The organism is Pedobacter sp. PACM 27299, from assembly GCF_001412655.1.
Classification (GTDB): Bacteria; Bacteroidota; Bacteroidia; order Sphingobacteriales; family Sphingobacteriaceae; genus Pedobacter.
The window spans coordinates 2,299,016-2,312,641 of the sequence record NZ_CP012996.1 but is presented as its reverse complement, the minus strand read 5'-3'; the positions used below and the strand labels follow the sequence as shown (position 1 = coordinate 2,312,641).

Genomic DNA, 13,626 nt, shown 5'->3' with positions numbered 1-13,626 from the left:
AATGTTATTTTTTTTCTGGCATCAAGACTAGCCTGATGTAATTCTTATCCTGAATAAAAGTTGCCGCAACCTGCTGCACAGATTTCACCGTAATTTTATTTAATACTGCATCGTAGTTATAAAACTCAGTCAAAGGTTCTTTATTCATCTCCTGACCAAGAAGGTAATCCAACCAGAAATTATTGTTAGTAGATCCGGTTTGCAGCGAAAGCTTACGGGCGACCTTAAACTTTTGCAGGTTTTCAGCTGAAGGTCCCTTAACTTTCATTTTATTGATCTCATCCTGTGCCGAAGCAATGAGCTTTTCTACATTCTGCGGGGCACAATCAAAAGAGACCGTCAGGCTAAATCTGTTTTTCAGGTACTTGGTCATGCTCATCTGCACATTGGGGGTATAAGTACCGCCTTCCTGATCGCGAAGCCGCTTATTGAGGCTGATATTCAGCGCATCAGCAAGGGCATTCATCTGGATGGTATTTTCGAAATTATAATTAAAATCACCAGCATAGACCATCATTACACTTGCCTTTTGCGTAGCGCCGTGGTATACTGTTTTAGCAATATGGCCTGAAGGAATATTAATCCCCAGATCGCGGGCCTTTTCTTTCCTTCCTGTAGCAGGTAAGCTGCCCAGATACTTCTCCAGCAATGGTTTTATCGTCTTTTCTTCTATATTTCCAACAAAAACGAAGGTAAAACCTGAGGCATCTGCAAAGCGTTCGTGATAAATCTTCAAAGCTTTATCGAGGTTAATCGAAGCGATTTTTGCCATGCTTTGCGGTCTTCTGCGCACATGATTGCTGGCCAGCACCAGGTTTACGGTATCTGCAAATACCTGATTGGGATCATTCGCTTTATTGGCGAAGGCTTCCCGGGTTCTGCCGATCAATGTTTGATAGGCTTCTTCACTTTTACGCGGTTCTGTAAAGTAAGCATACATCAATTCCAGCGTTGCCGGCAAGTCCTCTTTCGTTGTGCTGCCACTAAAACCCTGGTAGTTATCCAGAATAAATGGAATCAGCTGCACCTGCTTTCCTGCGAATAATTTTCCCAGCTGCAAAGCATCATAATTACCGGCACCACCGGCAGCAATAATATTTGCCGCACTTACTGCATTTTGATAATCTTCATCAGAAGATAAGGATGCGCCACCCTCAGAAAACCCTTTAAAGAGCACCTGATTATTCTGAAAATCTGTTTTCTTCAGGATCACCTTGACCCCATTACTCAACGTGATTTTTTGCAATCCAGCTTGTGATACGTCTTCAATCGCGGTGATTTTTCCCGCTTTAGGTTCCTTTTTAAGTAGCGGAAGGCTCAATACATCATCCACATAAGGCGGTAGATTTTGCGCGTAAACGTCTTCAATCCAGGTTTGGATGGCTGCTTCCGTTGGCAAAAACACTTTATTAATCGCTGATGACTTCACAACGATGTCTCTATCCGTTTGCTTCAGGTAAGCTTTCATCATTGCATTGACCTCCTTTAAACTGATCTCTGGGAGCAGCTCATTTGTCAATTCATATTCTTTGGCGATGCCAGTTGCAGCACTGCCAATCAGGAAATTTTGCAAATAAGGTTTGATCAGGATTTCCGAAGCGGTTTTATCTTTTTCCTGTAGACTTTCGGACAGCTTCAGCAAATAACTTTTCTTCATCCGGTCCAGCTCAGCTTCTGTAAACCCTTGTTCTTCTATTTTACGGAGTTCCAGCCATACACTCTTCAAAGCAGGTTCCATTTCTGCTGGTTTAGTCGTAATATTCACATAAAAAGAATTCAGTCCACCCATGATTGGTGCCACCCCAACAAGAGGTAGTTGCCTGAACCTTGCAGCCAACATTTGAGAGAATAGGTTTTTTAATAGATCTGCCCGATAATCTGCTGCCGTAATGACTGTATTTCCCCTTTGTTTCATGACTATTTCCAGGGAAACACCACCCAATTCCGGGTCTATAAATTGCATATATTGGTTTTTACCTGTAAGTTCTGCGCGATAAACGGTACGTTCCTTTTCCTTTTCAGGGTTTTTAAGGTCAGAGAATTTAGCCTTGATCTCTTTTTCCATCTGATCCACATCAATATCCCCTACCACCAATAAGGCTTGCAGATTCGGTCTATACCAATCTTTATAAAAACTGAGGATTTCTTCTGGTGTTACCTTTAGCAGTACTTCTTCCGTACCGATTGGCAAACGGGAGCCATAACGCGACTGGTTGGTATACAGCGAAATAGTTTGTTCCTGTAAACGCTGTGTAATTCCCTGGCGAACGCGTCTTTCTTCCAGAATAACATGACGCTCACGTTCTACATCTTCCGGTTCTATGTTGGCATCCTGCGCCCAATCGCGCATCATCTGTAAACCATTGCTCAGCAGTTCTGGATTATCTGAGGGCAAAGGCAGCTGATATACGGTTTCATCAGGAAGCGTAGTCGCATTGATATCTGCACCAAACCGCACACCAGATTTCTCCAGATATTCAGAAAGTGCTTTTTTAGGAAAATGCTTTGTTCCGTTAAAGCTCATGTGCTCTATAAAATGAGCCACTCCCCTTTGCTGATCCGTCTCCAGGATAGAGCCTGCTTTAACAGCAAGGTACATCATGACCCTTTTTTCTGGTGTTTTATTTTTACGGATATAATAGGTAAAACCGTTTGACAATTTTCCTGTACGCAGCTGCGGATCTAATGGCAGCGCCTGGGTATCCAATTGCGTTTTACATGCGAATGGGATACATAATCCTGCAATAAAAAGCAGGCTTAAAGGTTTATATTTAAATAACATATTAATTACGAATGAGGTCAACAATTTTTTCATTTTCAATGATGATCATGCCCTGTCTGTCACTGGTAATTCCAGCTGCCAGGGTATATGGATAAGTAGGTACGCCATCTTTCATCACCGTTGGTAAGAAAGAGAACTGCACATTCTGACAAGCTTTACCTAAGGCTTCCCCTACTTCAATGATGTGTGTAGAGATCACGAAGAAACTGTTCCTGTTTTCCGCAAAAGCTTGTGTCACTGCCAGCGTGGCATCATAAGCATCTTTTACATTGGTTCCTTTAAAAAGCTCATCAAACAGCACATATAAATTGAGTGATTCGTTGACCGCCTGTGCTACCGTTTTTGTGCGCAGTACTTCCGCATAAAAATGGCTGTAGCCCATGTCCAGATTATCAGAAACATTGATGGAAGAGAACAGCCCATCCTTCACGGAAAACCTCATTCTTTTTGCCGCTACAGGAAAACCCATGTGCGCCAGGTAAACCGCAATCCCCATAGATTTCATAAAGGTGGATTTGCCGGCCATGTTAGCACCGGTTAAGAACAAGACATTGCGATCAGCAGTTAAATGCAGGCTGTTGCTGATTCCATTTTTTAATCCCGGATGACGGAAGCCTTCCATATCCAGCAGCATCTGTTCCGCTGGTAAAGCCTCCGCATACACGAAACCTTGTTCAGCTGCAACCGCAGCTATACCAACAAATACATCCAGCTCATAAATTAATTTCAACAGGATTTCCATCTGTGTCATCATCGCATGGCGAATCACATAGTCATTGCGGATCAGCTGCTTTAAAGAAAGCTGTTCATCCGGCGCATTTAAAATGTCCTCCAGCCTCCTGTCCTTAAAAATCTGCGCTGCGTGATCCAGTTCCTTTTGGTAAACGGAAACATTCCCCTTCCCCGACAATTCCTTAAAGAAATCCCGGAAAGACTGCAGCACCTCAATAGTAACTGACTGCCCTGCCTGTAATTGCAGCAATTCGGCATCATGAAACAGGACTTGTTTGAGCTTTTTAGCAAAGATGCTCCAGGCTACCGCTGGTAAAGCTGCTCCTGCACCGCCCGACAAGTAATCTTCCATGGATTCTACCTGTGAACGGATTACCGGAAAGATCACCTGATGCTGCTGAAAGAACGCAAAAACCGAACTTCTTTTATTGATCAGCTCCGGAGTAGTTAATGGTCGCGCAAACATACCTTCCAGTTCCTTTTCGCCACCTCTGGTTTGCAGGTGGTTAAATAAACTGTAAATAGATTGCTGTTTGAATTTCCCCTGCAGGTTTAAGTCGTCTGCCGTTTGTTTATCTGCATTAAAATTGCTTTGTATTTTTCTGGTTTGTTTTTCATGGCTGATCAGTTCTAAAATGGCTTCATTATTAATGATGATCATCCCATGGCGGTCGTCAGTAATCCCTTCTTTTAGGGTATAGGTATATACAGGTTTGCCATTTTCCATACGCGTAGGCAGGTAACGGAAAATCATATTGCTGCATTTCTGCTGTAATACTTTCCCTGCTTCCATGATATGCGTAGAGATCACAAACAGCGAATGTGGTTTACTGGCAAAGGCTTCCATGATGGCAATGGTTCCTTCGTAGGCATCCTTCACATTAGTTCCCCGAAACAGTTCATCAAAAACGACAAACAGGTTTTTCCCTTCGCCGAGGGCTACCGCTACCTTCTTTACCCGGAGCACTTCTGCATAAAAATGGCTGGCACCCATGGCCAGATTATCCGGTAAATTGATGGTGGTATACATCCCATCGCAAACAGAGAATTCCATATTTTTTGCCGCAATAGGAAAACCCAGGTGTGCCAGATACATGGCAATACTCAGCGACTTCATGAAGGTAGATTTCCCCCCCATATTGGCCCCGGTTAGAAAAACGATGTTACTATCCGGTGTCATCGTTAAGGAATTCGCCACTGGCTTGTGCAGCAGAGGATGGTATAGTCCCTGTAAATCTAAGCGATTGGCATCCCTTTTTAAGGCGGTTGCAAAATTGTACCCACGTTCTTCTGCCACTTTGGCGATAGAACAATACACATCCAGGTGATAAATATGCTGGAGTATTTTTTCCAGCAGGTCATGCTGCTGGAACCTTAAAATATTGTCGTACTCTACGATTTTCCCCGAAGAGATTTTGCCTTTCCCATGGTCGGTAAAAACGAGTTCCAGCGCTCTTGAACTGAGCAGGTCCAAAACCTTTTCTACTGCTGCTCCATAAGGATTTCCCGCTACTTTAGGCTGAAGGTCCTGCATAAATGCCTTCAGTCCCTTCAAGATCTCCACTAATGCCGTTACACTTTGTGCGGCAGCCTGGAAATCGGCCATGCTAAAACCCTGATTAGACAGTCGGCTTCGCGGCTCGGTATTGGCAAGGTACCTTTCTGCCTCCTCAAAACGATTCCCCTGTAAAGGAAAAGCCAGTTTACTTTCCTGAAAATACCGCAGTATAGCTACACGTTCATTGATCAGTTTTTCATCTGAAAGTGGGTTCCTGAACAGCTCATCGAGCAGGGCGGCAGCACCCTGCGTATAGGTTTTATTAAAAATATGATAGATCGAATCGCTCCCCGATTTGGCGAAGATATTCAGATCATCGATCGTTTGTTTATCGGTTATAAAGCTCATAATTATTTACGTTTTCTTCGGGTAAGCAAAATCATTCCCAGGATGAATATGGCAGCCGGAATCACCCCATAATACATGATCTGTATCGTTCTCAACCCAGCCTCGTTCAGCTCTAGTTTATTGTCTACAGACTCGATTTTGGTCATATCTACGGGAAATTGATCATTAGAAAACCACTTAAAAAGATGGAGTACAAAAGCATTGTTCACAGTGGCCAGATTTCCCCTATTCATTTCGTTATTGCTCATGAAATCGGCATCTCCGGATACCATAATCCGCTGTTCCTTTTGGTTCAACTTTCTAGTCAGCATCATCGCTGTCGGGAATGCACCTTTCTGGTCGCCATTCTTCGCCTCAAATACCAGGGCAGCTGAGTCCAGTACAAAAGTTCCGGCTTTGATCCAGCTCTTTTTATCATCGGTTATCAATACAGGCTGGGCCTTAAAAACGCCCTTATCGGCTATATTTATTGCGGCTACGCCCGGCATAGCGACTACCTTTTTATCCTCATACGGCGTCTTTAATCCTGAGCTCATCGATAGGGCGGCTGCTCCTAAATTTGGCGTCACCAAACCATAAGAGTAATCTCTGCTGCGCTGAACGAGTGTTCCGTTACTCATCTTTAGCCCCAGCATACTAAGAACTGGGTTGATCACCGCTTGTTTCCCTGGTTCTCCGGCCACCAACAGATTTCCACCCGCTGTAATATATTTTTGAAGCTTTGCCAATGCATTCTGGCTGAACTCTACTTTCGGATCAGCAATCACCAATGTGGCAATGCCAGCCGGTATCTCAGAATTCTCTAAAGAAAGGCTGTCGATATCAAAACCTTGATTGATCAAAGCGGGTCTGAAAGTTTTAATATTGAAAAACTGCTGGTAATCGCGATCGCCAATCTTGGCTACACTACGCTGATAACCATCAGTCACAAAAACAATTTTCGGCGGGGTCAGCAGCAGTCTCTTTAATGCAGCTGCAACTTCTGGTTCTTTGGCCCAGAATCCACCGTCAAAAAAGGTCCGTAAGAAAGTGGTTTTACCTTTGTATTTCAACTGTATCACCAAACGATTATCTTCTCCGCTTAGGTCTACCTGTTTACGGATGGCTTCCGGTGTCAGAAAATCAGCAGTATCTACTTCCAAATACTTTGCCCTTTCGGTAAAAGCCTGAAGGTCGAAACTACTGTTATAGTAAACCCAGTTTAACTTAATATTGGATTTAAACCGCAGATAAGGCTCCCAGCGGGCAATACTTGAAATGCGATTTTCAGGAGCGCCATAGTTATAACTATCGTCCATTACGTTGATGTATTCTGTCATTTCAATAGGTTCATCACCCATTTGTTTCAGAACTTCCTGAGTAGCCTTTACCAGCGTATTGGACTGGGTTGCCGTGGCATCGTAATAAGCAATCAATGGCTGTCGGGAACTGATATAAGCGACTGTTAAACCAAGAATTAAAATAAGGGCATATCGTGATACCTGCTTTGCAACAGACCTTGAAGTCCTGGCCAGTTCTAGTTTGGCAATGGTAAATCCAAGAAAAATACCACAGATTACCAGGTAATAAATCACATCCCTGCTGGTCAATAAACCGCCTACCATTCGCTCTGCGCGACTTGGCATGGAAAGGCTATAGGTCAGGTCACGAACAAAATCTATCCCCCGTCCGAATTTCCCAATATAATTCATGAAGGCCAGTACGGCAAAAGTGCCAATCGCCGCGATCACCTGATAGGTAGTTAAGCTCGACATAAAGATGCCGATAGCCGAGTAGGCGTTCATCAACAGGAAGGAAGCCAGCATCGCTACCAAAATATGGGAATAATCAAAGTGCTGCACAGTGGAAGCACCAGCAACCACAAAAAGACTCATGAGCACCATCACTACCAGGTTATAACCTAGCATGGCCAGGAATTTTCCATACACCACCTGGCTGAGTTGTACCGGTGAAGAATAAAGCAGTTTAATCGTTCCTGTATTCATTTCCCGGCTGATGATTCCCATCGTAATGAGCGGTGTATACAGGTATAAACTGCCCAGCATCGTCAGAAATATACCTACAGGAATCGTGTCCGTCCCAATCATGGTCGTGAATAGTCTTTCTGATATCCCTGTCACAGGGATAAACTCCTGGAGGTACTGTATTTCGGCAATTGACGATAGAAATGCGAGTGCCATCTGCAGAAATAACACCAGGATCAGCAGCCAGGCAATCGGGGAATAAAATAGCAGACTGAGTTCAAGTCTGGCTATCTGTATAATTTTTTTCATAAGCTATTTAGAGATTTTGGACAGTTGGGCAAAAGTTTCATCTAAAGAGTTTTTCTCCATATTGAGCTCCCTTAAGCGCCATCCCTGTTTTGCACTTTCCAGCACCACAGCTTCAGAAATACTGCGGTCGCCATTGAAATAGATCCGTAATTGTTTTTCCGTGAGGAATTCTATCCTGATCAGCCCTTCTATAGCCATCAATGCGGCTTCTGAAGGCGCATTTTCCAGGGTCAGTAGCATGCTGTGCGGGGCGATATAATTGTCGAAAGCTTCCATCGTATCCGCAAATACAATCCTTCCACTTTCAATCATGACGATGTCTTTGCAGAGGTATTGAACTTCGGTTAGGATGTGGGTAGAAAGAATAACCGCACGTTCTGTGGCAATGTCTTTAATCAGTCCACGGACTTCCAGAATCTGGTTCGGATCCAGGCCATTTGTAGGCTCATCAAATACTACTAATTTCGGCTGATGGACAATGGCCTGAGCGATGCCGACCCGCTGTTTATAACCTCCAGATAGATTCTTGATCAGTCTTTTGCTGATGTGTGTTAGACCGCAGCGTTCCTTGACCTCCTCCAGTGCTGATTTTAATTGTTTATCTTCTATTGAACGTAAAATCGCTGCATGCCTCAGGTATTCATCCACAGTCAGGTCCATGTACAATGGCGGAGTTTGCGGCAAAAAGCCGATTTCCTGCTTGGCCAATTCCGGCTGCTTACTCAGGTCAATGCCATTGATGATCACCTTTCCTGTGGTCGGTGTGAGTACCCCGCAAAGGATATTCATGGTAGTAGATTTACCGGCACCATTGGAGCCCAGAAGGCCAACAATCCCACTTTTTGGAATTTCGAAATTGATGTCACGTATAGCCCAGCTGGTGCTATAACGGTGCGAAAGCCCGCTGATACGAACGATTGGTTCCATAGTTTTTATTGAGTTTGATAAGTTATTGTTTTGGTTCAGCCGTGATCTTGAGACAAAGGGGTTCCTGCTCCGCAGTTTTACTGCAGGTATTCCCCCTATTTTACCAGGGATGACGGCGGTATGTTAAAAATTAGTAACCTGGATTCTGCGTCAGGTTTTGGTTGGCAATAATTTCTGTTTTTGGGATAGGATAAATTAACTGGTCACTTCTCCAGGGCTGCTTAATTGGCAATATCGAAAGCACATTTTCTGCACGTCCTGTTCTCTTGAGGTCAAAAAAACGATGTCCCCATTCTGCAAAAAGCTCGATCTCTCTTTCATGTTCAATTGCCAGGATGACTGCTGATTTAGAAAGTCCGGCAGGCAGATCATCCAGGCCGGCTCTATGACGGATCACATTCAGATCGGCAATTGCCGAGCCTAATGGCATGTTGGCAAGTGCCTGTGCTTCTGCACGGATCAGGTATTGCTCCGCCAACCTTAAAACCACATAATACTCGGTCATATTACCAGTACGTGCATTATAGGTGCCGACTTTATATTTGTAAGGGTAGTAAATTTCTTTACCTCCAGTAGTTTCATTCCAGGTCCAGGCTATTTTACGCTGATCATTTGCCTCAAAATCATTTTTTAATTCATCGGTCATGTGGAAAAAAGGACGGTCGTTAAGAATGGTAGCTTTGTTGGCAACCAGCGTAAATCCTTCAGGAGTCGCTTTACCATTTGCAGGAAGATCGCCTTGCTGCAATTGCCAGATGGCTTCCTCACTATCGATTAAGAAAACACTGTTCAAATCTTCCGGCAGTTTGAATAATGCAGATTGACTGATCAATTCAGTAGCCTGAGCTGCAGCATTTGAGTAATCTCCTGTATATAAATAGACCCTGGCCAATAATGCCGTTGCAGCCCATTTAGTGGGTAAAATCCTTTGGCCATCTGTACCAGAAAAATTTTCAGGCAACCGGTTTTTCGCATCCAGCAGATCTTTAATCAGCTGCGCGTAAATCTCCGCTTTTGGCGTCCTTTTCATGGTGGCGGTTTTATTGAAATCTATCGTCAGTGCCATAGGCACATCGCCAAAAAAATTCAGGAGGTAGAAATAAGAAAATGCACGGACAAATTTGGCTTCGCCAATCAGTCTATTTCTGACATTATCGTGCAATTTGTCGGAAACTGAAGCTTCAATCCCTTCTATTACGGCATTACAACCATAAACGGCATCATAAGCGGTCCCCCAGATCATTGCTACTGAGCCATCATTCGTAAACAGATTATTCGTATTAAAGCCATAATAGGCATTTGCTGTGGAGGTCGTAATCAACTCATTACCAGACATCCCTCCAAAAATGGTAGACATCCCCGCTGCAAATCCCTGCATTCCTGTGGTTCCTTCATAAGTTTTGTTGATCATGCGGGTATAGACGCCAGCCATTGCAGAGTTCGCCTGTCCATCCGTAGAAAATACTTTTTTTGTGGTCACAGAACCTGTCGGCTCCGGGATGCTGACCAGGTCTTTACAGGAAGCCAAAGCCACTGTCAGCATAATTACACTATATAATTTTAGATTTCTTTTCATCTTCATGTCATTATCAGATTAAAATTGTACGGAAAGACCAAATACTATGGCTTTTGCCGGTGGAAGCGCTCCAAAGTTTTGAACAGATGGATCCAAGCCCCTTCCTTTACTCAGCACAAAAACATTTTGTGCATTGGCGTATACATTCAATGATTTTGCACCCAGTTTTTTAGAGATTTTCTTATCGAATTGGTAGCCCAAGGAGATATTATTCATTCTCAGATAGGAAGCATCCTGATATTGACCATCAGAAGCAAAAAAGCTGTTGGTACTATCATCACCTGATATTGTAGTTGGTTTTGCATATAAGGCCTGATCGCCCGGGTTCCTCCAATAGTTACCAAATACATCAGCAGATTGGTTGTGCATACTCCCTAACAAACTTGAACTGCTGTAATCCGGATTAATACCGATTTGCTGTCTATATTCAAAAAAGGTACTGATATTGAAATTCCCGTAACTAAAAGAAGTCCCGAAACCACCGGAAAACTTTGGCGTCATGTCAAGAGCCACAAAACGATCATCATCACCAGTACCCGGTTGTTTGGTATTGTCGAAGGCAATACTCCCATTTTTATTATAATCTTCGAATGTGTATTTCCCTGTTTGTGGATCTATGCCCGTATAATGCAATAGGTACAAGGTATTCAGGGATGATCCCACTCTAAAAAGGTTAACATAGGGCGTAAGTTCTATTCCTGGGTAGCTGGCCAGTATATTGGTATTCCGACCGCCGTTAAAATTCCAGTTCCATCTTATTTTATCCGTTTTGATGGCTTCGATCTCTGCTGTAAACTCCCAGCCTTTATTTTCAAGTAAAGCCGGCCAGTTGGCAACTACACTTTTAAAGCCACTAAAAAGTGGGGTTGGATACTCCGTTAGCTGATTGCCTATGCGTTCACGATAGCGGGAAACCTGGAGATTGACACGGTCTTCCCAAAAACCTAAATTTAATGCACCTTCCAGTTTTTTTGCCACCTGCCATCTGTAGTCTGGGTTTACTGCCAGTAAGCTGACCAAAGGCGAAACGCCGTTATAATTAGGGAGTGGGACTGAACCTGGCGTATTACTTGCCCATTGAGTAAGGTACTTATAGTCCCCAACAGCATCGCTGCCTGTTAATCCGTAGCTTCCTCTCAATTTAATAAAACTGATCATTGCAGGAAGTCGATCCTTAAGCCAGTTCTCATTTGATAGGATCCATGCTGCTCCGATAGATCCGAAATTACCAAACTGTTTTCCGGGACCAAATCGCGAAGATCCATCTCTTCTGCCATTAATATTCAGGATATATTTATCCTTTAGATTATAACTGACCCTGCCAAATATTGCTGCATATTTATAATAGCCCGAGTTGTCATAAATTAATTTAACAGGAGCCAGCGCAATGTTCTCCAAAAAATCGTCTGTTTCATAACCAAGACCATAAATACCCGCAGTTTTAGTGCCGTCTTTTTGTAAACTAGCGCCTAATAACACACTGAACTCACCTCCAAATAAGTTTACATTATAATTTAGCTGCGGTTCGATAATCCAGTTGGAATTATTGGTGTTTCCTGAAAATGCAGTACCAGTTGGGTTGCTAAGTGGATCCATACTGGAAATCGGGTTGAAAAAACGGTTTGTGTTATAAGTAAACGTATAGCCCAGATTGGTAGCTAAAGAAAGGTTATTTGCCAGCTGATAATGCAGATTCACCCCCATTTTCATCAAATTCGTATTGGAAAAATAGCCGGATTCCAGGGAACCGAAAGGAAAGTAGGTGCCATCCGGACCTCTACCCCAGCCCTTAAAATTCAAACTGCCATCTTCTGCATAAATATCAGGACCGTTAGGTGCCACAGTAACCGCATCAGGTGTACCAATGGTTTTTACTGCGGAATAAGTATAAAGGACATTTGCATTGATTCTGAATTTCTGCTCCATAGCACTATGAGTCAGATTAAGTGCCATCGAAGCATTCTGATTGTTTCCTCCATTGGAAACAATCTCTTCCGTCCGGGCATAATTACCGGAGAACAGGAATTGTGTTACCTGATCTCCACCGGTTAGACTCAGCGAAGCATTGGTTTTTTTACCCATATTACCCCACAGTTTATTTTGCCAGTCGGTATAACGAGCAGGATCATAAAGCGTTAAATCTGGTGCATTGACTACCGTTGGTACGATGTTATCATTTGCAAATGCATCTCTTCTCAGCTGTAGATATTGTTCTGTGTTCAGCATATTGTAACGCTGTGTCACATAACTGAGTCCCTGTGAAGTATTCGCTGAAAGTGTAGTTGCTCCAGCTTTTCCCTTTTTCGTGGTGATGAGAATTACGCCATTTGCGCCTCTTGAACCGTAGATGGCAGTCGCATCACCATCCTTCAACACTTCTATACTTTCTATGTCATTGGTACTGATATTAAACAGTGGACTCTGGCCTCCTGTATAAGAAAATCCATTTTGCACCACACCTGCCGAACCTTTGTTATAATCAGATCCAACACCAAGTTCTATACTACTGAGTGGAACACCATCTATGATATACAGGGGGTCAGACACAAACCCTGGATTGATGGCTTTTCTTCCCCTGATTTCTACTTTCACAGGACTCGCGGCATAACCATTGGTCGGCGTCACGATCATTCCTGCAACCCTACCTGAAAGCGCCAGTAAGGGATTGGTGACCGGCTGTTTTTCCAGTTCCTTCGCAGTGATCGTTACAATATTTCCAGTAGAGATCCTTCTGTTGGTTTTTCCATAAGCCATCACCTGTACTTCATCTAGCTTAGAAGTGCTCAATTCCAGTTTCACACCCAATAGATTTTCCGTTACCTTAATTTCCTTGGTCACATAGCCCATAAAAGAAATCTGTAATATAGCACCGTCCGGAACATCCTTTAATTTAAACTGCCCCATCCCATTGGTGGTCGTACTTCGATTGCTTCCCTTAATGGTCACCGTTGCTCCCGGCAGCAGATTGTTATCATTGTCCAGCACAATCCCAAATATTTCAGTGCCCGAAAAAACGGCCGCTACTTTATCCAGAAGTGAAGGTTGCTTCTGTTTAATGACAATGATTTTATTTTCAATAGAGAAATCAAGCTGCTGTCCTTCCAGACAAAGTCTCAGCACCTCTTCTACTGCTGCATTTTTTACATTGATGCTGACAGATTTTGCGCTGTTTAAGGTCTTCACCCCAACAAAAACGTCATAGCCACTTTGCCTTCCTATTTCTTCAAGGACGGTTTCAATAGTGGCGTTGGTTTTGTTCATGGTAATTTTCTGTGCAAAAGTAGCCGCAGTCACCTGAGTCAGGCTCAGGATTAATAACGCTGTAATTAATTTCATCACAAGAATTGTATTTATCCCCCATAACCTATAGCCAGTTGCCGGATAATGATCTGGCGCTGCTGACTCTAGGAAATTATCCTTGTAGCCCGAA

6 protein-coding genes are annotated in these 13,626 nt (G+C 43.4%); all 6 read right to left on the bottom strand.

Annotation, left to right across the window (positions count from 1 at the left end; translation table 11 throughout):
* Positions 1 to 4: 4 nt before the first annotated feature.
* On the bottom strand, positions 5 to 2,782 hold the full coding sequence (locus AQ505_RS09660) for a M16 family metallopeptidase (RefSeq protein WP_197286341.1): 2,778 nt from the start codon (positions 2,780 to 2,782) through the stop codon (positions 5 to 7).
* A gap of 1 nt (position 2,783) precedes the next feature.
* Positions 2,784 to 5,420, bottom strand: a complete 2,637-nt coding sequence (locus tag AQ505_RS26895) for a MutS-related protein (protein WP_231635059.1) — start codon at positions 5,418 to 5,420, stop codon at positions 2,784 to 2,786.
* Between the two features lie 2 nt (positions 5,421 to 5,422).
* Positions 5,423 to 7,693: a Gldg family protein gene (locus AQ505_RS09650; protein ID WP_062547986.1), complete on the bottom strand. Its 2,271-nt coding sequence runs from the start codon at positions 7,691 to 7,693 to the stop codon at positions 5,423 to 5,425.
* Positions 7,694 to 7,696: 3 nt separating this feature from the next.
* A complete protein-coding gene (locus AQ505_RS09645; protein ID WP_062547985.1) occupies positions 7,697 to 8,620 on the bottom strand; it encodes an ABC transporter ATP-binding protein in 924 nt (307 codons plus the stop codon).
* Between the two features lie 130 nt (positions 8,621 to 8,750).
* Positions 8,751 to 10,196, bottom strand: coding sequence for a RagB/SusD family nutrient uptake outer membrane protein (locus AQ505_RS09640; RefSeq protein WP_062547984.1), 1,446 nt, complete (start codon positions 10,194 to 10,196; stop codon positions 8,751 to 8,753).
* A gap of 18 nt (positions 10,197 to 10,214) precedes the next feature.
* Positions 10,215 to 13,532 carry a SusC/RagA family TonB-linked outer membrane protein gene (locus tag AQ505_RS09635; protein ID WP_197286340.1) on the bottom strand — a complete coding sequence of 1,106 codons (3,318 nt, stop codon included), beginning with the start codon at positions 13,530 to 13,532 and terminating at the stop codon, positions 10,215 to 10,217.
* Positions 13,533 to 13,626 lie beyond the last annotated feature (94 nt).